The sequence below is a fragment of the Dyadobacter soli genome, from assembly GCF_900101885.1.
Lineage (GTDB): Bacteria > Bacteroidota > Bacteroidia > Cytophagales > Spirosomataceae > Dyadobacter > Dyadobacter soli.
Map to the genome: position 1 here is coordinate 1 of NZ_FNAN01000029.1, position 19,619 is coordinate 19,619.

General features: G+C 49.9%; 16 protein-coding genes and 1 tRNA gene. 13 read left to right on the forward strand and 4 right to left on the reverse strand.

The genetic code is table 11. From position 1 onward, the window contains the following. From BLQ88_RS33435 to BLQ88_RS33460, 6 genes are all read left to right on the forward strand, one after another. Window positions 1-259: transposase (locus BLQ88_RS33435; protein ID WP_143016995.1), on the forward strand; the 259-nt coding region annotated here is incomplete at its 5' end. Beyond that, window positions 252-1,064: a helix-turn-helix domain-containing protein gene (locus BLQ88_RS33440; protein WP_090157379.1), complete on the forward strand. Its 813-nt coding sequence runs from the start codon at window positions 252-254 to the stop codon at window positions 1,062-1,064. The genes BLQ88_RS33435 and BLQ88_RS33440, both read left to right, overlap by 8 nt. A 41-nt stretch (window positions 1,065-1,105) precedes the next feature. Beyond that, window positions 1,106-2,647 (forward strand): FAD-dependent monooxygenase, encoded by a 1,542-nt coding sequence (locus tag BLQ88_RS33445; protein WP_090157380.1) that lies wholly within the window; start codon window positions 1,106-1,108, stop codon window positions 2,645-2,647. Between the two features lie 110 nt (window positions 2,648-2,757). Continuing rightward, window positions 2,758-3,570, forward strand: a complete 813-nt coding sequence (locus BLQ88_RS33450) for a helix-turn-helix transcriptional regulator (RefSeq protein WP_090157381.1) — start codon at window positions 2,758-2,760, stop codon at window positions 3,568-3,570. A gap of 94 nt (window positions 3,571-3,664) precedes the next feature. Beyond that, window positions 3,665-4,435, forward strand: a complete 771-nt coding sequence (locus tag BLQ88_RS33455) for an isocitrate lyase/PEP mutase family protein (RefSeq protein ID WP_090157382.1) — start codon at window positions 3,665-3,667, stop codon at window positions 4,433-4,435. A gap of 234 nt (window positions 4,436-4,669) precedes the next feature. Continuing rightward, window positions 4,670-7,612 (forward strand): DEAD/DEAH box helicase, encoded by a 2,943-nt coding sequence (locus BLQ88_RS33460; RefSeq protein ID WP_090157383.1) that lies wholly within the window; start codon window positions 4,670-4,672, stop codon window positions 7,610-7,612. Between the two features lie 66 nt (window positions 7,613-7,678). Here the strand turns inward: BLQ88_RS33460 and BLQ88_RS33465 are convergent, their stop codons facing one another. From BLQ88_RS33465 to BLQ88_RS33475, 3 genes are all read right to left on the reverse strand, one after another. Further along, entirely contained in the window at window positions 7,679-8,971 is a 1,293-nt protein-coding gene (locus tag BLQ88_RS33465; protein WP_090157384.1) for an adenylosuccinate synthase, read from the reverse strand. A 77-nt stretch (window positions 8,972-9,048) separates the two neighbouring features. Next, a complete protein-coding gene (locus BLQ88_RS33470) occupies window positions 9,049-9,549 on the reverse strand; it encodes a Fur family transcriptional regulator (RefSeq protein ID WP_015814020.1) in 501 nt (166 codons plus the stop codon). A gap of 127 nt (window positions 9,550-9,676) precedes the next feature. Next, entirely contained in the window at window positions 9,677-11,965 is a 2,289-nt protein-coding gene (locus BLQ88_RS33475; RefSeq protein WP_090157385.1) for a RelA/SpoT family protein, read from the reverse strand. A gap of 168 nt (window positions 11,966-12,133) precedes the next feature. On the opposite strand from BLQ88_RS33475, the gene BLQ88_RS33480 reads away from it, so the two are divergent. Further along, window positions 12,134-12,215 (forward strand) — tRNA-Leu (locus BLQ88_RS33480). A 167-nt stretch (window positions 12,216-12,382) separates the two neighbouring features. After that, window positions 12,383-13,735, forward strand: a complete 1,353-nt coding sequence (tig, locus tag BLQ88_RS33485) for a trigger factor (RefSeq protein WP_090157386.1) — start codon at window positions 12,383-12,385, stop codon at window positions 13,733-13,735. A 73-nt stretch (window positions 13,736-13,808) separates the two neighbouring features. Here tig and BLQ88_RS33490 read toward each other — a convergent pair whose 3' ends face one another. After that, the gene (locus tag BLQ88_RS33490) at window positions 13,809-14,180 is read right to left on the reverse strand and encodes a helix-turn-helix domain-containing protein (RefSeq protein ID WP_090157387.1); all 372 of its coding nucleotides are present in this window, start codon (window positions 14,178-14,180) and stop codon (window positions 13,809-13,811) included. 249 nt (window positions 14,181-14,429) lie between these two features. Between BLQ88_RS33490 and BLQ88_RS33495 the strand changes: the two genes are divergently transcribed. The 5 genes from BLQ88_RS33495 (at window position 14,430) to BLQ88_RS33515 (ending at window position 19,612) form a co-directional block, all read left to right on the forward strand. Then, window positions 14,430-15,104, forward strand: coding sequence for a ClpP family protease (locus BLQ88_RS33495; RefSeq protein WP_090157388.1), 675 nt, complete (start codon window positions 14,430-14,432; stop codon window positions 15,102-15,104). A gap of 248 nt (window positions 15,105-15,352) precedes the next feature. Next, window positions 15,353-16,597, forward strand: a complete 1,245-nt coding sequence (gene clpX, locus BLQ88_RS33500) for an ATP-dependent Clp protease ATP-binding subunit ClpX (protein WP_090157389.1) — start codon at window positions 15,353-15,355, stop codon at window positions 16,595-16,597. Window positions 16,598-16,708: 111 nt separating this feature from the next. Then, entirely contained in the window at window positions 16,709-17,401 is a 693-nt protein-coding gene (locus BLQ88_RS33505) for an SDR family NAD(P)-dependent oxidoreductase (RefSeq protein ID WP_090157390.1), read from the forward strand. 116 nt (window positions 17,402-17,517) lie between these two features. Further along, the gene (locus BLQ88_RS33510) at window positions 17,518-18,477 is read left to right on the forward strand and encodes a 1-phosphofructokinase family hexose kinase (RefSeq protein ID WP_090157391.1); all 960 of its coding nucleotides are present in this window, start codon (window positions 17,518-17,520) and stop codon (window positions 18,475-18,477) included. Window positions 18,478-18,550: 73 nt separating this feature from the next. After that, complete coding sequence (locus tag BLQ88_RS33515) at window positions 18,551-19,612, forward strand: 6-bladed beta-propeller (protein WP_090157392.1); 1,062 nt, start codon at window positions 18,551-18,553, stop codon at window positions 19,610-19,612. The last annotated feature ends 7 nt before the right edge of the window (window positions 19,613-19,619 follow it).

A 19,619-nucleotide genomic window follows, 5' to 3' on the forward strand; every position in this document is an offset into this window, starting at 1 on the left:
TACAAAAGAAAAAATATACGGACTGACCAGGCTGGCTAAGTGGCACGAAAAGGTCAGGCAATCCGGCTTCAAATCATTCAATACCGTTGCCCGCTCGATTGAGAATCACTACAAGACCATTGTTAACTATTTTGATAACAGAAGCACCAATGCATCCGCTGAATCTTTCAATGCGAAGATCAAAGCGTTCAGGGCGCAGTTCAGAGGAGTCAGGAATGTAGAATTCTTCCTTTACCGCCTTACCCAGTTATATGCTTAATCCAAGGTGCTCCACAACATTTGGTCTTGATCCCAAATGTTTTTGGTATGATAATCGCGACTTTGGCGATCGGGAAACGACTTTCCAGGTCGTGCCGGATGGTTATGCGGAGATCATTTTCTACTTTGGAAACCTTCAAATGGTTCCTGACGATGGCAATTTAATGCAACTCCCCTCCCCGTTCATGATGGGATTGCTCGATCGCCCTGCCGTTTTTCAAACCCGCAACCGTTTGGAGATTATGGGCGTCAGATGCTTTCCCTGGACGGTATCCGACCTGCTCGGACTTTCTTCCGGGAAAGGCGGCGTGCATGTTTTCGTACATCCCATCGCCGAACTTCAATCCGCGTTGAGCGGCCTGATGGCATCTGGCAAAATCGATGAAGTGCTTGCCCGCTTGAAAGACTATTTCACTCAGATGCATTCGCAGGTTACCGTCGACAAAACACTCTTCAAAGCGGGCGCAGTGATGATCGGGAGCAATGGTACGACTCCTGTCGGGCAGGTGGCGGCAGCGGCGCACGCGACTGTACGTACGCTGGAACGGAAGTTCAAACAATCTTCGGGCTTTACTGTGAAAGATGTTTCCGGCCTGATACGCTTTGAGCAGGTCCGGAACAAGCTATGGAACGATCCGGATGCTAACCTCGCCGGCCTGGCACACGAATTGGGCTACGCGGATCAGGCACATTTAACCAGGGAGTTCAAAAAATACAGCGGTACCACGCCGGCCGCATTTGCCAGAACAACAAAGAAACGAAAACTGGCGCTAGGCAACGATTTTGTCGCGTTTGTACAAGCCTGAGGAAAGCGCATTCCGGAATTTTGTAGCGAAATCATTCCATTATGAAAGCTACAAACAATCCATTGCAATACGACGTCATCATCTCCGGTGCCGGGCCCGTGGGCCTCTTTCTTGCCTGTGAACTTGCCCTGGCCAAATGCACCGTCCTCGTTCTCGAAAAGGCAGAACACCCGAGTTCGCCATTGAAGCAACTTCCCTTCGGTATACGCGGACTTTCGGCCCCGACCATTGAAGCGCTTTACCGCCGCGGGCTGCTCGATGAGCTGGAAATCCACAAGCGACTTAAAAATCCACACATCACGACAACGCCACAAACAGGCGCGCAGCGTCAGGTAGGGCATTTCGCAGGCATTCCGTTTCATGAAGGTAATATCGACACCTCGCAATGGAAATTCCGCCTTCCCGGCTCGCCTGAGACCAGTTTAATATCCGAAATAGCGGAACTCGAAGCCGTGTTCACCCGTCGCGCAGATGCATTGGGCGTAGCAATCAGGCGCGGCCTGGCCGTTACCGCCATCGAGCAGAACCATGAATGCGTTTCAGTCTGGTCGGGTAGCCATGTTTTTAAGGCCAAATGGCTCGTCGGCTGCGATGGAAGCCGTAGCGTTGTCCGCAAAACAGGGGGTTTTGAATTCGAGGGTACCGAACCGGAATTTACGGGCTACACCACACTACTCGATATTACGGACCCCGAAAAGCTTCGTCCCGGTCGCAATGTTACCTCCGCAGGTATGTACATGCAGTCACAGCCGGGATATGTGCTCATCCAGGACTTCGACGGCGGCACATTTCACGACTCCGGAGCACCCATTACGAAGGAGCACATTCAGGCAGTTTTACGCCGCATCTCGGGTACCGATGTTACTATCAACGCCTTGCTTACCGCCACTACCTGGACCGACCGGGCGCGCCAGGCGACCCGCTATCGCAATGGCCGGATCTTGCTGGCCGGAGACGCCGCACACATTCATTCGCCGTTGGGCGGCCAGGGCCTTAACCTGGGTTTAGGCGATGCCATGAATCTTGGCTGGAAACTTGCTGCTACCATTCAAAACCGCGCATCGGAAGAGCTCCTCGACAGTTATCATACCGAACGCCACCCGGTTGGTGCGCAGGTTCTCGACTGGTCGCGCGCACAAGTGGCCATTATGCGCCCAGACCCGCACGCACGTGCATTACGTGCGATTTTCAGTGACCTTCTGCAAACCCGCGACGGCGTTACCTACATTGCGGGCAGGGTTTGGGGCGTCCATACTCGTTATAATTTGAATTGCGACCATCCGCTGGCAGGGCGCAGTGTCCCCAACTTTGAAGTGGAAGACGGTACCAAAATCGGTGACCTGATGGGCGACGGCCGGATGATACTGCTGGATTTCGAGGGAAGTAACGGTTTGGTAGCTTTGGCAAAAGAATACGCAGATCAAATCAGGTACATTTCAGCCAATGTAAAAGACCGGCTGGATTTAAGTGCTATTTTGATACGTCCCGACGGGATCGTAGCCTGGGCTTCCGACAGCGCTTCAAACAGCACCGAACATTTAACGCACATTCTCGACGACTACTGGAATGTTGTGAGCCATTGATTTGTTCCGTTTCATACAATTCCCGCGCATTTGTCCAGCGTACATTTGTTTGCCCGAGACTCTTTTGACAAAGGTTCAAAACGGCAAATGACACAGTAATCAGGTTTCAAATGGAATTTCAATATTTCCAGCCGGCAAAAATACTGGCACCTTACATCCGGCATTACTACCTCTTCGAATCCGCTAATAATGCGGCTTATGAAGATACCGTGTTCCCGAGTGGCGACATGGAGGTAATTTTCAATCTAGGCGGCGGGATTTGGGAATCTCTTCAGGAAAGTGGTTTTCAAAATAATCCGGCTATCGAGCTTTGGGGGCAGATCACCCGGCCGCTGCTAATCCGGTCGTCGGGAGCGCATTTAATGCTTGGCGTGCGGTTTTTTACACATGGCACCTCTTTTTTGCTCGACGATGAAATAGGTATTTTCAATGATCAGGTTTTCGATCTGACCGACGTGCTGGGAAGGGATATCCGGGATTTGCACGACAGATTGTTGAATGCAAGTTCTGCAACCGCTCGCATCGCCCTGCTGGATGACTTTTTCACCGGCAGGTTAATGCGTGCATCCGGTCGGCATAAGCGATTGAACAAAGTCGCGCACATTCTGACCAGCATTACCAAAGACGCTACCGAAAACAATATCAGCAGAGTTGCCGACAATTATGGTGTATCAACCCGATATCTGCACAAACTGGTTTACCAGCACACAGGCCTTTCACCAAAGTCGTTCGACAAAATCCAGCGTTTCAAAACCAGCCTCAAACTGATCGGCGAAAACAAGTTACCACTCACTTCCATCGCTTACGACGCCGGTTATTTCGACCAGTCGCATTTCATCCGGGACTTCAAATCGTTTACCGGGCTTACGCCATCGGCTTATCTGAACAATCTTTCGGCAGTCAATCAAATGCTGATTAATTAAAATCCGGTCGTTCCGGTTTGTACAATTATCGCCCTGGCGGCCGAAATACCTTTGTAACATCAAATTCATTTCCAACAAAGGTAAAATTCAGATTATGAGCCATTTCGAAACATTTTCGCAACTTCATCAACAAACAGAACCCTTCCTGCTCGGCAACATTTGGGACGTCAATAGTGCACACATTTTCGAGGCCGCGGGTTATAAGGCGATCGGCACGTCGAGCCAGGCACTTGCCACAGCATTTGGTTACGACGACGGTGAAAACCTCCCTTTCGACACCATTCTGCGCGTCGCACGGCGGGTTACCGAAACCGTTAAAATCCCATTTACAGTCGATATTGAAGGCGGGTACAGCAATACGGCGGCGAGGATAGCGGAGCATATCAAGCAACTCTACGAAGCGGGCGTTGCCGGGGTTAACCTGGAAGACACGGTAGCGAAGCCCACACGCCAGCTGCGAGCCGCTGATGAGTTCAAAAATCTGCTTACCGACATCGTAAACCGGCTGGAACAGGGCAACATCAAAGTATTTCTCAATATCCGAACCGACCCATTCCTGCTAGGCTTGCCCAATGCGCTCGACGAAACCATCAGCCGCATTAATATGTATGCAAATACCGGCATTCACGGAATATTTGTGCCCTGTGTCACACGCGCCCAGGACATTCAAATTATTACGGCAGAAACAACACTCCCTATCAATGTAATGTGCATGCCCGCATTACCCGACTTCAACACATTGCAATCACTGAATGTCAGGAGGATCAGTATGGGACCATTTCTTTTCAATAAAATGGCTTCCCAAACGAGCATCCTGGCAAAGAATGTGGTAGAGGCGCAAAATTTCGCGCCATTGTTTGCCTGACATTATATGCATTCACACGCTGTGCGAACCTAAATGCATATGGCGGCGCGACTTAGAAAACGTTTTAAGTCAAATACGAATTTATTCGATAATATTTTTTAGGGAATGGCAAAAGGGGTCTTTCTTTTCGGGTTGTTTTAATTTATATTTGAAGTTTCCCAAAACGAAAGATCCCTACTGATTTACGGAAGGGCTTCTTCGGCATCAACACGAGTCCTAGCCAACGATATCCTAATGAAAGTTTCTCCCTCAGAGCCGTTTAAAATTGTTTATTCAATTCTTAACCATGAATATCTGGGGTATATCTTCGAGGCTTTTGTCGTCCAGCTTAATGCGCAGGGCGACTTTTCGTTTCAGGTCCAGAACATTTCTTCGAAAAACATCAAGGAGTTCCGCTCCGGCCTCGATACCAGGGATTTTGAACTCGTCAAACTGATCGATGATATTCAGCAGGATGCGGTTCTCAAAAAGTATAATCCCAAAAAACTGAATGCAGTAGACTTTTTCCTGAAAGTATATGACCCTCAAAAAGGCGACAAGGCCATTCAGGAAACCATTGCCGGCTACCTCGAAAACTGTAAATCGCGCATTCTGGAAAGGCTTGCAGGAAAGGACATTTTCATCATGGGCAACGACGGTAACCCGTTATGGAAACCCGTGACCTGGGAGCCGGAAAAAGCGACAATACGCTTCCATTTCATACGGAACGAGGACAATACGCACTATTTCCCGACGATCCGTCACAAAATGCAAAAGCTGGAATTCCAGTACAAAAATGCATTCCTGATCTGCGAAGATCCGGCGTGGCTCGTGCTCGACGGGTATTTGTATCATTTCGAGGGGAATGTGGATGGCAAAAAAATCAAGCCGTTCCTCGCCAAGAAATTCATTGCCATTCCCGGGCAGGTCGAGGAGCAATATTATGGGCGTTTCGTGGCCCCGCTGATTGCGTCCTACGATGTGGTGGCGCGCGGATTTGAGATCAGAAATGTGTCGTCCCTGCCGAAAACCGTTCTCACGATTTCGGAATACTCTTCTAACCCGAAAAAATCCGCCGTGCTTTTTCAGGATAATGAGGAAGTTGAAGTCCTGGAAGAAGAAGATAACGATGTCACATTCGACCTTTCCTTTCAATACGCGGGCTTTTCGTTTCACTACGACAGCTTCGCGCATGCATCGAGCGTGCACATGGAAAAGAAGGGCAACGAGTATTTTTTCAATAAGGTTAAAAGGAATATCGAGGTCGAGAGCCAGCATGTGCGGACTCTGAAAGATATGGGCCTGAACATCCGTAACGGCAAGGTTCAAATGCCGAAATCGGAGGCATTCGGCTGGTTGCAAAGCAATGCGATCGCATTAGCCGAGCACGGTATCGCCGTCCGGCAGAATACTGCTGACACCAAGCGTTATTTCCTGGGCTATTCGTCGCTCGACATTTCGATCCAGGAAGGCCGCGACTGGTTCGACATTCACGCAAAAGTGCTTTTCGGTGAATTTGAAATACCGTTTATTCAACTTCGCAACTACATTCTGAACCGTAAAAAGGAATTTCTGCTGCCCAATGGCGAGATAGCAGTAATTCCCGAATGGTGGTTTACCAAATACTCCGAGTTCTTTTCATTTACCGAAAGCAGCCACGAAGACGACCAGCTGCGGCTCCGGATGCACCATCTGGCATTGGTTCAGGAGCTGAAAGAGGATAACCTGGCCACGGCGGTGATCAGCCGCAAGTTGGAAAACCTGCGGAATTTCCAGCATATCGAACCTGCGGAAGCGCCGTTGCACTTCCAGGGCCTGCTCCGCCCCTACCAGAAAACCGGTTACGACTGGCTGCGCTTTTTGAAACAATACCGCTTCGGAGGCTGCCTGGCGGACGATATGGGTCTGGGTAAAACGGTTCAGACGCTCGCAATGCTGCAAGCGGAGAAGGAAAGCGGCGCCGATCGGCCTTCAATCCTGATCATGCCGACCTCGCTGCTTTATAACTGGCAGCTGGAATCCAGCAAGTTCACGCCCGAGATGCGCGTGCTCCTGTACACGGGCACGAACCGCGAAAAAGACACCGCGCAATTCGATAATTACGATCTGGTACTGACCTCGTACGGCATTGTGAGGCTGGATATCGATATCATGGAGGATTACCGGTTCAATTATGTAATTCTCGACGAATCGCAGGCGATCAAGAACCCGTCGTCGATCATTACCAAGGCGGTAAGACGACTCAACTCGGCAAACAGGCTCGTTTTGACAGGTACGCCGGTGGAAAACAACACGCTCGACCTCTGGTCGCAAATGTCGTTTGTGAATCCAGGCTTATTGGGCACGCAGGCATTTTTCCGTGATGAATTCCAGATCCCGATCGAAAAGAAAGGTGACGAAGAAAAGACTAAACGGCTTTACAATCTTATCAAGCCATTCATATTAAGAAGGTTAAAATCGCAGGTAGCAACCGACCTACCCGAAAAGGTGGAAAGCATTCAGTACTGCGATATGTCCGACGAACAGGAGAAGGCATACGAAGAAGCAAAAGCCTATTACCGTAACCTGATCCTGCAAAGCATTGATTCAGACGGTATTTCAAAATCGCAGTTGGTGGTATTGCAGGGCCTTACCAAGCTCCGGCAGCTTGCCAACCACCCGGTAATGGTCGACCCGGAATATGCGTACGACTCCGGCAAGTTCGAAGACGTACTTTACAAGCTGCAAACTGTCATGAGCGAGGATCATAAGATATTGATTTTCAGCCAATACATTAAGCACCTTGATCTTTTCAGGCATTACCTCGACGAAAAGGAAATCAATTACGCCTACCTCGACGGCGCAACGCGCGACCGCCAGGAACAGGTAGAATCCTTCCAGAACAACGAGAATATCAAGATTTTCCTTATTTCTCTGAAAGCCGGTGGCTTAGGCCTTAACCTCACCGCCGCGGATTATGTTTTCATCCTCGATCCATGGTGGAACCCCGCCATCGAAGCGCAGGCCGTGGACCGTGCACACCGCATCGGCCAGGACAGGACGGTATTTACTTATAAGTTTATTACCAAAAACTCGGTGGAAGAGAAGATACTCGCATTACAACGCTCCAAGAAGCAGTTGGCGGATGATCTGATTTCCAGTGAGGAAGGGTTTATCAAATCGCTGACGCGGGAGGATGTGTTGAATTTGCTGTCTTAATACTGATAGAAATAAATAAGGCCTTGAATGACGAACATTCAAGGCCTTATTTTCTATATCAACAAGCTACGCTACCTCCGCGGCCTCACGGCTGATCAGCGCTTCGCGATCCGGGCCGGTTGAGATAAATGTAATCGGCAGGTTCAATTCCGCTTCGAGGAACTTCACATATGCATTCAACTCCGCAGGGATCGCGTCGAAATCACGAACACCGTCCAGGGAAGTTTGCCAGCCTTTGAAATCTTTGTAAACCGGCTCAACAGCTTCGTCGCAAAGGTCGTAAGGCAGTTGGTCGGTGAGTGTACCATCCGCAAGGCGGTAATGTGTACATACTTTAATGTTATCGAAAATAGTCAGAACGTCTACTTTCATCATGATCAGTTGCGTTACGCCATTGATCATAATCGCATATTTCAATGCAGGCAGGTCGAGCCAGCCGGTACGGCGTGGGCGACCGGTAGTAGCACCGAACTCGCGGCCTTCCCGACGGATCTTTTCGCCTACTTCATCATTCAGTTCGGTAGGGAACGGACCGCTTCCTACACGTGTGCAGTAAGCTTTGAAAATACCGAATACCTCCCCGATCTGACGTGGCGCAATGCCCAATCCGGTAGAAGCACCGGCAGTCATGGTGGTAGAGCTGGTTACGAATGGGTACGAACCGAAATCAATGTCGAGCAATGAGCCTTGTGCACCTTCCGCAAGTACTGTTTTGCCGGCAGTCAATGCATCATTTACAATATACTCGCTGTTCACCAGCGTGAATTGCTTCATGAATTCAACCGATTCGAAGAATTTCTCTTCGGCAGCAGGCAATGTTTCGGAGTAGTCGAACGAATAGAAATCGAGGATAACTTTGTGTGCATCAACGAGTTTCTTGTATTTGGCAGCAAAGTTCGGAGAAAGAACGTCTCCTACACGCAAGCCCAGGCGCGCAACCTTGTCCTGGTAAGCAGGTCCGATACCGCGCAAAGTCGAGCCGATCTTGGAATCGCCTTTCGAACGCTCGTAAGCAGCATCCAGCAAAGCGTGGGTAGGGACGATGATAGAAGCTTTTTTGGAAACAAAGAGATTGCTGATCAGGTCGAGGTTATATTTCGCCAAACCTTCGATTTCTCTTTTGAATACAACCGGGTCGAGCACGACGCCGTTACCGATGATATTCTGAATATCGCTGCGGAAAATCCCCGACGGGATCTGGTGCAGCACGTGTTTGATACCGTCAAACTCCAATGTGTGTCCGGCATTAGGACCACCCTGAAAACGGGCTACAACCTGATAGCGTGGCGCCAGGACATCCACAATTTTTCCTTTTCCCTCGTCTCCCCATTGAAGACCAAGTAGTACGTCAACTTTCATTCAAATATTGGATTACTGAAACTTATATGGTGTAAGCGGCCCGGCAATGTGCGCATTACCGGGCCTGATCGTGATAATTATCTGTCTTCAAAGACGGCGGTTTCCCGCGGCGCATCGGTGCGGTTCTGGCAATTTTCCTTGTTGCAGTTTCCGTAGAAAATAAGCGAGTGGTGCATTACGCTGAAATTCAGCATTTCCCCTACCATGTTCTGGATCGACTGGATGCGCGGATCGCAGAACTCCATTACTTTATGACAATCTGTACAAATCAGGTGGTCGTGCTGCTTGTTACCGTACGACTTTTCGAATTGCGCGAGGTTTTTGCCGAACTGGTGCTTGGTAACCAGGTCGCAATCCACCAGAACGTCGAGCGTGTTGTAAACCGTGGCACGGCTCACGCGGTAGCGCTTGTTTTTCATGCTGATATACAGCTCATCTACATCGAAATGATCCTCCCGGGTGTAAATTTCCTCCAAAATCGCGAAACGTTCGGGCGTTTTACGAAGTCCTTTATTTTCCAGGTAAGCCGTCAGAATTTTCTTCGCGGCCTCAAAATTTGGTTTGCTGGCTTGTGGCATATCTCTGATATTCTTGCGCGAAAATACGCTTTTTTACTTAAATCACTCTCACTTTCGCAAGCATAGTGTTGCTACTTCATTAATTACCAATTCAATAACATATTGGCGTGGCAATGGTTCAAAATCACTATTTGCCGTTCAGATTGGTGTCGAAACGCTGCACATTGTACACGCCTTCGACTTCTTCCAGCTTTTGTATCAGGATATCCAAGTGCCTGGTATCCTGCACGTAAAGCTTAATGTCACCATTGAACACACCGTCCTTAGTATCGATCGTAAGCCCGCGCATATTGATGTGCAGCTCGTTCGAAATGATCCGCGTCACGTCGTTCACCAAACCTACGCGATCGGTACCCGACAAATAGAGCCCCGCCAGGAATGCCTCTTCCTTACCCGACCATTTGGCCTTGATAATGCGGTTCCCGTGCTTCGACATCAGCTCCGCTGCATTCGGGCAGGTGGTGCGGTGTATTTTAATGCCTTCGTTGATGGTCACAAACCCGAAAACGTCGTCGCCCGCGATCGGGTTACAACATTGCGCGAGTTTGTAATCGATCTTGTCCATATCGTCGCCGATGAGCAGCGTGTCGCTGTCCGCACGGTCGCCGTGGATATGTTTCAGGTATTTGGTCAGCGTCTTTCCGTCGGTGCCGTTGGCTGGCGGTGTATTGTTGGTTGCGCTGCTCTCTGCGGCTTTCTTTTCTTTCGCATCCCGGTCCCGCTTGAAGCGTTTTAGGTCGTCGATCGGAATGTAGCCTTTGCCGATGCGGTAGAAGAAATCAGTCGTCGTTTTGCATTCAAAAAACGCCCTGAGCTGGTTCATTACCTCGGCGGTAGCGTCCATACCCAGTATTTTCAGTTTTTTCTCAACTAATTGACGCCCATCCGTTTCGTACCGGCGGTTCTCTTCTTTCAAAAAATCTTTGATCCGCGCCCGGGCCTTGGAGGTAACCACAATGCGCAGCCAGTCCTCATTCGGTTTCTGTTTACCGGACGTGATGATCTCGATCTGATCGCCATTGTTCAGCACATAACTGATCGGCACGAGGATACCGCCGACTTTGGCCGCCATACAATGCGCCCCTACCTCGGAGTGAATGTCGAATGCGAAGTCCAGCGCAGTTGAACCTGCCTGCAATACCTTCAACTCGCCTTTTGGTGTAAATACAAATACCTCTTCATTGAAGAGATTACTGCGAAACTCGTCCAGAAACTCGATAGCAGCCGTTTTATCCCCAAAACCATTCTCCAAAGTCTCGCGTACCTGAGTGATCCACGTCTCGATATTGCCTTTGACCTTGGTATCATTTCCTTTGTACTTCCAATGCGCGGCATACCCTTTCTCCGCGATCTCGTCCATGCGCGAGGTACGAATCTGCACCTCCACCCACTGCCCGCTCTTGCTCATTACGGTCGAGTGCAGCGATTGGTACCCATTCGCCCGCGGCGTGCTCAGGAAGTCCTTCAACCGGTCGGGGTTGGGTTTGTAATGATCCGTGACAATGGAATAAGCCTGCCAGCAGATCGCTTTTTCGCGATCGCTTTCCGGTGGTGATTCCAGCACAATGCGGATCGCGAACAAGTCATAGATTTCCTCAAAAGGCTTGTTCTGCTTCCGCATTTTGTTCCAGATCGAATAAATCGATTTGGGGCGGCCTTTAAGGATAAAATTCAGCCCCGCCGACGCCAGATCCTGCGCAATGGGCTCCATAAACTTGGAAATGAAGCGGTCGCGGATGTTTTTCGTCTCGCGCAGCTTTCGTGCAATGGCCCGGTATTCGAGGGGTTCGGTGTATTTCAAATAGAGCTCTTCAAGCTCCGACTTAATACTATACAACCCTAGCCGGTGCGCGAGCGGCGCATAAATGAATATCGTTTCGGAAGCGATTTTGAGTTGCTTGTCGCGCGGCATACTGTCGAGCGTACGCATATTATGCAGGCGGTCGGCGAGTTTCACGAGGATCACCCGCACGTCGTCCGAGAGCGTGAGCAGCATTTTGCGGAAGTTCTCGGCCTGCTGCGACGACCCATACTCGAAACGGCCCGAGATTTTGGTCAGCCCGTCGATAATCTTGGCTACTTTCTTGCCGAACAACCGCTCGATATCGTCGATCCCCATGTCGGTATCCTCCACGACGTCGTGCAGCAATGCCGCCACGATGCCGGTGGTACCCAGCCCGATTTCCTCGACCACGATTTGTGCCACCGCCAGGGGGTGGTAAATGTATGGCTCTCCCGACCGGCGGCGCATGTCCTTATGCGCATCGACGGAAGTATAAAAGGCTTTTTTGATTAATTTGGCATCATTATCCTTCAAAAATGGCTTAGCTGTTCGTAAAAGCCGGCGGTATTTTTTGAGGATATCCTTACGCTCCTGTTCCAGGTCAATGTTGAGGGATTCAACCAGTTGCTCCACTGCTATATTCTAATTGGTATGCTTCACCAAAATAACAAATTTTGGCGACATTTTTCACTATACTTTTACCCAAAGATAAAATTTTGAAAATAATTTGCATGTTTTGTAAAAATAGAAATACCTTTGCACTCCCAATTCGACAATCGTGTTGAAAACGGGGTAAAGTGAGCGGGCGTGGCGGAACTGGTAGACGTGCTAGACTTAGGATCTAGTGCCGCAAGGCGTGGGGGTTCGATTCCCTCCGCCCGTACGAAATACAAGGGAATGACGGGGCGTCAGATTCCTCTTCTAGCTGGGAAAATGAGTTGCTCCGTAGTATTGAAACCCGTCAAATGCCCTCAGGACTTCGTTTTGAGGGCATTTTTGTTTTTTTCTGTTCAAATGTAACAAAGGTATTTACCAATAGCTTAGCGACACATGGAAGTTTTGTTAGAAAAGAGTTCGCCGACCTTAGCCTCTCTGAAAGTAACGTTGACCAAGGAAGATTATCAGCCAAAAGTTGATAAAACGATCAAGGATTATTCGAAACGCGTGAACCTGAAAGGATTTCGTCCGGGCAAAGTACCATCCCATGTGATCCAACGCATGTATGGTAAAAGCATTCTGGTTGACGAGGTGAATAACATCCTCAGCAATGCAGTAAGCGGCTACATCCGCGAAAACAAATTGCAGGTAGTAGGAGATCCCGTACCCGATCGCGACAAGGCTGCCGAAGTGAACTGGGATAAACCAGAATCATTCGAATTCAGCTACGAGCTTGGTATCGCTTCCGATTTCGAAGCAAACCTGAGCGAGTTGCCTGCTGTGAAGCGTTACACGATCAATGTGGACGACGCTGAGCTGACCAAAACAATGGACAACCTCCGCGAGCGTTTCGCAGACAGCATTCACCCTGAGGTAAGCGAAGCGGGAGACATGGTCTTCGGTGAGCTGAAACAGGAATCGACCGAATTCACAACCCGCACTGCGATCCCTACCAAACAGGTGAAGGAAGAAGCGGCAGCGAAGTTTATCGGTGTGAAAAAAGGTGATGTGATCACTTTCGACATTCAGGATACATTTACCGACGAGTCCGCTATCGCCCACGTAACCGGTAAGAAAAAAGAAGATATCGCTGAAATTTCAGGCGAATTCGTTCTCACAGTAGAAGACGTAACCCGCTCAGCACCTGCGACTTTGAACCAGGAGTTCTTCGATAAAGTGTTAGGACCAGGTCAGGTTGAAAACGAAGAGCAGTTCAACGAGAAGGTTCTTGAAATCATCAAAAGCAACTACGAGCGTGAAACCGAAGCGTTGCTCCGTCGCGATATCGAGAACGCGTTGCTGGACAGCATTTCCATCGAATTGCCTGAGGAATTCCTCAAAAGCTGGTTGGAGCGCACCAACGAAGGCAAGTTTACCCGTGAGCAGATCGACGAGCAGTTCGGCGATTTCGCGAAATCTCTGAAACTGAGCCTGATCAAAAACAAAATCGCTGATCAGTCGGAAGTAAAGGTAGAATATCCTGAAATCCTCGCATTTACCCGCGAAATGGTGAAAGGACAGTTCGGTATCTACGGCGACGACGAATCAATGCGTGAAACGATTGACCGCGTAGCACAAGGTTACCTCGCAGATAAAGAACGGGATAACTATACGAGCGTGTTCAATCAGGTGTTCGACAACAAGGTTCTGGAAGCAATCCGTGGCCAGGTAAGCACCGACGAGCAGACCGTAGAAGTATCGGAATTCGAAAAACTGGCGAAAGGCGAAGTGGAAGCCGAAGCTTAATTTTCAATATTAAAAAACATTTTTTTTCACCGTCCCGGTTTTCCGGGCGGTGTTTTTTTTGTTTCAATGTATTCTAAAAACCAATGCGCTGGCGCTCCTCACCAATGCGCAGGACACCTTCCCCGAATAACTGCCTGAATTTGTTTTTCAACTGATCCAGTTCATTTTGCAGCCGGCGGTTCTCAGCTAATATGCGGGTATTCTCCTGCCGCAGCCATTCGGTTTCCGACATTGAAATGTCAATGCCCAGCAACTCCGGCAGCGGCACGTCGAGCAGCTTGGCTACATTTTCCAGTCGTGAAACGGAAAGCTCGGTGCGGCCGCGCTCGATGTCCCCGTAAGCGGTCGTCGACAAGCCGAGCATGTCTGCCATATTTTCCTGCGAAAGCCCTTTTTGCAGTCTTATCTGTCTTATTTTCTCTGATAAATTGGATGTCACGTTCATAATGTCCGATTATAATGCGTGGTATAACGTTTTTATGCTGCAATGTAATCTTTTATGATGGCTGCTGACTGTCGCATTTTTCGATAAATTGTCGCCGAAATTGACAAGGATTATTCGGTGAAATAGTCAAATTTGTGCCATGCAACCGGGAAACCTGCGGCGGTTTAAACAGAAACTAACCTATCTTGCTTTTTGTTCTCGCACTCAGTTGCCCTTAAACTATTGATTAATTAAAATTTAAATTTTTCGATGAATTACGGAAATGAATTTAGAAAATATGCCGTTCACCACCTGGGAATGAATGGTCTGACCGTGGACGGTTACATGAATCACACCGTTGAAAACATGACCCGTTCGGTAATCGAGGAACGCCCTATGAACTTCCGCGAGGTCGACGTGTTCTCCCGTTTGATGGCCGACCGCATTATTTTTATGGGCACCGGCGTGGACGACAATATCGCCAACATCATCGTAGCCCAGCTACTCTTCCTCGAATCGGCGGACGCCAAGAAAGACATCCTGATGTACATCAACAGCCCCGGCGGCTCGGTTTATGCCGGTCTGGGTATTTATGATACCATGCAATATGTTCGTCCGGACGTTGCGACCGTATGTACCAGCCTCGCGGCTTCTATGGGCGCGGTGTTACTCGCAGGCGGCGCGGCAGGCAAGCGCTCGGCGCTCCCGCACGCACGTGTGATGATTCACCAGCCATCGGGCGGCGCGCAGGGAACTTCGGTTGATATCGAGATCACTACCCGCGAAATCGTGAAATTGCGCCACGAGTTGTATGAAATCCTTGCCCAGCACACCGGCCAGACTCCGGAGCAGATTGCATTGGATTCCGATCGCGACAAATGGTTGAGAGCAACAGAAGCGAAAGAATACGGCTTGATCGACGAGGTGCTTACCCGCGAAAAATAGATTGAACAGCCTTTCAGGAAATGCCCCGGTAGCCCCGCTATCGGGGCGTTTTTAGTATATGGCCTAACCTTGATTTGGTAACCCGGTCAAAAAACCGGAAATTTGCAAAAAGATAACTGCTAATTGTCAATTGAAAGGAAGATTTGAAACATTACATTCGGTCTTCTTGTTACCTTGACTCATACGTTTGTTTAGTACGGCTTTTGTACGCAAGGCCGTAAACATTCACCAACTGTTAAATCGAATCGATGGCACAAGTAAGTTGTTCGTTCTGCGGACGTAAAAAAAGCGAAGTGGATTTGCTTCTCTCCGGGATTGACGCTCACATTTGTAACCACTGCATTGCCCAGGGGCACCAGGTAGTTACCGAGGAGCTCGGGCCGAAGGAGGACAAGAAAGAGAAGAAATCGAAACTTCCGAAATTAAAGCCCATTCCTCCTGCTGAAATCAAGCATTTCCTCGAACAATATGTCATTGGCCAGGACGAAGCGAAACGCTCGCTGGCAGTGGCGGTATATAACCACTACAAACGTCTGAATCAAACCAGTACCGAGGACGACGTTGTGATCGAGAAGTCCAACATCATTATGGTAGGCGAAACCGGAACCGGTAAAACCTATCTCGCGAAATCCATCGCGCGTATCCTGCAAGTACCTTTCTGCGTGGCCGATGCCACGGTTGTTACCGAAGCCGGTTATGTGGGTGAAGATGTGGAAACAATCCTTACCCGCCTGCTCCAAGCGGCGGATTATAATGTGGAAGCGGCAGAGCGCGGTATCGTTTACATTGACGAGATCGATAAGATCGCGCGCAAATCGGATAACCCGTCCATTACCCGCGATGTGAGCGGCGAAGGCGTGCAGCAGGCATTGCTGAAACTCCTCGAAGGCTCGATCGTGAACGTGCCGCCGCAAGGAGGCCGTAAGCACCCGGATCAGAAGATGATTTCTTTGAATACCGAAAACATCCTCTTCATCTGCGGCGGTGCATTCGACGGCATCGAGCGCCACATCGGAAAGCGTATCAATACCCGTCCGATCGGTTTCAATGGCGACAACCGCATTATCGAGATATTTGACAAAGGTAATTTAATGCGCTACGTGACCGCAATGGACCTTAAATCATTCGGATTAATCCCGGAATTGATCGGTCGCTTGCCGGTACTCACGCATTTGAACCCGCTCGACCGCGAGACATTGCGCCGCATTCTCACCGAACCGAAAAATGCATTGGTTAAACAGTATTCCAAACTTTTCGCGATGGAAGGCATTACCCTGCATTTCGAAGACGCGGTACTGGATTACATCGTGGACCAGGCTATGATCTACAAACTTGGGGCCCGAGGTTTGCGCGCGATCTGCGAATCGATCATGACCGACGCGATGTTCGACCTGCCTTCGCAAAAGGATATCAAGGAATTCACGCTCTCGCTCGATTACGCGAAAGACAAATTCGAGAAATCTTCGATGGCGTTGCTCCGCTCAGTGGCCTAGCAATCATTACATTAGCGTTTTTACAAGCGCCCCGTGTCTTTCGGAGATGCGGGGCGCTTCTTTTTTCATTCCAATAATCCTATTTTTACACAAAAACACTATATTATTTAAATGGAAACCTGGCTCATAAATAAATCGATTGTCGTCATCGGAGGAACCACCGGCGCGGGGCTGTCCGCAGCACAAGCCTTTGTCCGAAACGGCGCGAACGTGGTGGTAGTGGGGCGCAACCCGGAGAGCTGCCTGATGGCAGAACTGAACCTGGGAAGCAATGCAAGAGCCAAACAAGGTGATGCAACACAATCTCAGACGGCGTTGGACGCGATCCAACTCTGCATAAGGGAATTCGGAAGCTTCGACGCATTGTATCACGCGCCGGAAGACCATGAAGAGCCTTCGACGGACGGCCCATTGCATAACCTGGGTCTCGAAAGCTGGCGAAAAACGCTCGACCAGAACCTGACTTCGCTGATGCTCGCGAATCAGGCGGCTGTGCGGACTTTTATGGGGATGAACAAAGGCGGGTCTATCGTCAACCTGAGCCCTGATATTGCTTCGACGGAGAGCAACCTCGCAAGCCATGCAGGAACTACGGCCAAGGCGGCAGTGATCGGATTCTCGAAATCCATCGCAGCCACATATGCAGGGCACGATATCCGCATTAATGTGATATCTACCGACACTTCCATGCCCGCCGATCTCGATGGCACGGCGGTGTACCTGCTGTCGGACCATGCCCGGTTTACCAATGGCCAGGTGCTGGTAGTCGATGGCGGCCGGAGCGTGCTGGAAGAGCAATACTAGCAAGGACTGCAAACGGCTGTCTTGTGAAGAAATTGCTGCGAATGCGATATGAACGCAGAGAGAATCGCTTTTTTTCTTTTATTCGCGTAAAATAGTTCACCAGACACCGTACTCCTATGGCTACCGGACCGATTGTAACCCTTACAATAAATCCCGCGCTCGACAAAAGCTCCAATGTACCGCGCATTGTACCCGACAACAAATTGCGTTGTGAAACACCCAATTTCGAGGCGGGAGGAGGCGGAATCAACGTAGCGAAGGCCATTCACCGGCTGGGAGGAAATCCGATCGCCATTTTTACGGTAGGCGGCCCCACCGGCCAGCGCCTGCACAAGCTCGTGAAAAGCGAAGGCGTGGAAACGATGGTGATCGAAACGAAGCAATGGACGCGTGAAAACTTTCACGTGCTCGAAACCAGTACCGGTTTCCAATACCGTTTCGGAATGCCCGGCACCGAAATGATGCCGACCGAAGTGCGCTCGATCCTCGAAACGATGGAGGAGCTAGACCCAAAACCGTCTTACATTATCGCCAGCGGCAGCCTTCCACCCGGTGTACCTTCCGACTTTTACGGACAAATCGCCAAAATAGCCCATGCACAGGGTGCACGCTTCATCGCCGATACGTCGGGGGACGCATTGCGTTACGCTACCGAAGCGGGTGTTTATTTGTTAAAACCCAATATTACGGAGCTCAGCGAACTCGTAGGCGTGGATAAACTCGAAATGGACGAAGTCGACGACGCGGCGCGCGCGCTCATCATACGTGGGCAATGCGAGATCGTGATCGTGTCCATGGGCGCGATGGGCGCGATGCTCGTCACCGAAGACCAGGTAGAACACATTCCCGCCCCGCCCGTGCAGCCGAAAAGCACCGTTGGCGCTGGCGACAGCATGCTGGCGGGCATTGTCTGGACATTATCGCAAGGTAAGTCGTACCGAGAAGCCGTCAGAATGGGCGTTGCTTGCGGCACTGCGGCAACGATGAATTCAGGTAGTGAATTGTTTAGAATGCAGGATGTAAACCGCCTGCTCGACTGGCTGAACCGTTACGGAAAACGCTACTCTGCCGGCTAATCAAAACTATGTTCGAACAAATAGTAAGAAAGCGGAGGCGCGGTCTTTTTTAGAAAAATCAAAGAGAATCGTCATGTCCGATACACATTCCCGCCGTCAGTTTGCGAAAATCACCGCTGCTACTGCCGCCGCCCTTACTTTTAAACCGTTCTACATCCTGCACGCCAAACCGAAGGTTGATGGTGAGGTGATTGGTCATGGTAATCACCGTTACAAGGTGCACCAGGGCTGGGGTAACCTGGACGCTTCGCAGTTTCCTGTCAACAACTGCCACGAAATGGTGCAGGACAGCAAAGGCAGGCTGATTATGGTGGGGGATGAAATCAAAAACAATATCCTGATCTACGATCGCTCGGGCAAGCTGCTGGAAAGCTGGGGGCACGAGTTTCCGGGCGGGCATGGACTTACCCTCTGGAATGCAAACGGGGAAGAATTCCTCTTTATCAGCGATCCGAACATCGGTAAGGTTTTCAAAACAGATTTAAAAGGTAAAATCCTGCTTACGATCGAACATCCTTCGAAAGTAGGCGCCTATAAAGAAGCCGATCCATTCAAACCGACCGAAACGGCCATCGGCCCCGACGGCACCATTTACATTGCCGACGGCTACGGCTCACAATGGATTTTGAGATACACGCCCAAAGGCGAGTTCATCGACAAATTCGGCGGCTCCGGCGACGGTGACGCACAATTCTCAACTGCCCACGGCATCGCCATCGACTACCGCGACAAAGCCAACCCGACGCTCATCGTAACTTCACGTGCGCACAATGCATTCAAGAAATTCACATTGGATGGCAAATACCTGAGCACCATTTTCCTCCCCGGCGCATTCGTTTGCCGCCCGGTTTTCAAAGAGGATACGCTTTATGCGGGAGTGTGCTGGTCGCGCCTGCGCTACCTGAACCAAACGCCGAATTCGGGTTTCGTAACAATTATCGATAAGTCCAACAAAGTCATTTCAAATCCCGGCGGTACCAAACCGGAATACCGGAACGGCGAGCTGCAAATAATGTTACAGGAGAAACCGATATTCATGCATTGCCACGATGTATGCGTCGACAACGACCATAACATTTATGTGTGCCAATGGAATGCGAAGAAAACCTATCCGGTGAAGCTGGAAAGGGTTTAGCTCGAAA

Bases quoted from the DNA above. Each gene is read 5' to 3' on its own strand.
- BLQ88_RS33440 (WP_090157379.1), top strand. From the start codon at position 252: ATGCTTAATCCAAGGTGCTCCACAACATTTGGTCTTGATCCCAAATGT.
- BLQ88_RS33445 (WP_090157380.1), top strand. From the start codon at position 1,106: ATGAAAGCTACAAACAATCCATTGCAATACGACGTCATCATCTCCGGT.
- BLQ88_RS33450 (WP_090157381.1), top strand. From the start codon at position 2,758: ATGGAATTTCAATATTTCCAGCCGGCAAAAATACTGGCACCTTACATC.
- BLQ88_RS33455 (WP_090157382.1), top strand. From the start codon at position 3,665: ATGAGCCATTTCGAAACATTTTCGCAACTTCATCAACAAACAGAACCC.
- BLQ88_RS33460 (WP_090157383.1), top strand. From the start codon at position 4,670: ATGAAAGTTTCTCCCTCAGAGCCGTTTAAAATTGTTTATTCAATTCTT.
- BLQ88_RS33465 (WP_090157384.1), bottom strand. From the start codon at position 8,971: ATGAAAGTTGACGTACTACTTGGTCTTCAATGGGGAGACGAGGGAAAA.
- BLQ88_RS33470 (WP_015814020.1), bottom strand. From the start codon at position 9,549: ATGCCACAAGCCAGCAAACCAAATTTTGAGGCCGCGAAGAAAATTCTG.
- tig (WP_090157386.1), top strand. From the start codon at position 12,383: ATGGAAGTTTTGTTAGAAAAGAGTTCGCCGACCTTAGCCTCTCTGAAA.
- BLQ88_RS33490 (WP_090157387.1), bottom strand. From the start codon at position 14,180: ATGAACGTGACATCCAATTTATCAGAGAAAATAAGACAGATAAGACTG.
- BLQ88_RS33495 (WP_090157388.1), top strand. From the start codon at position 14,430: ATGAATTACGGAAATGAATTTAGAAAATATGCCGTTCACCACCTGGGA.
- clpX (WP_090157389.1), top strand. From the start codon at position 15,353: ATGGCACAAGTAAGTTGTTCGTTCTGCGGACGTAAAAAAAGCGAAGTG.
- BLQ88_RS33505 (WP_090157390.1), top strand. From the start codon at position 16,709: ATGGAAACCTGGCTCATAAATAAATCGATTGTCGTCATCGGAGGAACC.
- BLQ88_RS33510 (WP_090157391.1), top strand. From the start codon at position 17,518: ATGGCTACCGGACCGATTGTAACCCTTACAATAAATCCCGCGCTCGAC.
- BLQ88_RS33515 (WP_090157392.1), top strand. From the start codon at position 18,551: ATGTCCGATACACATTCCCGCCGTCAGTTTGCGAAAATCACCGCTGCT.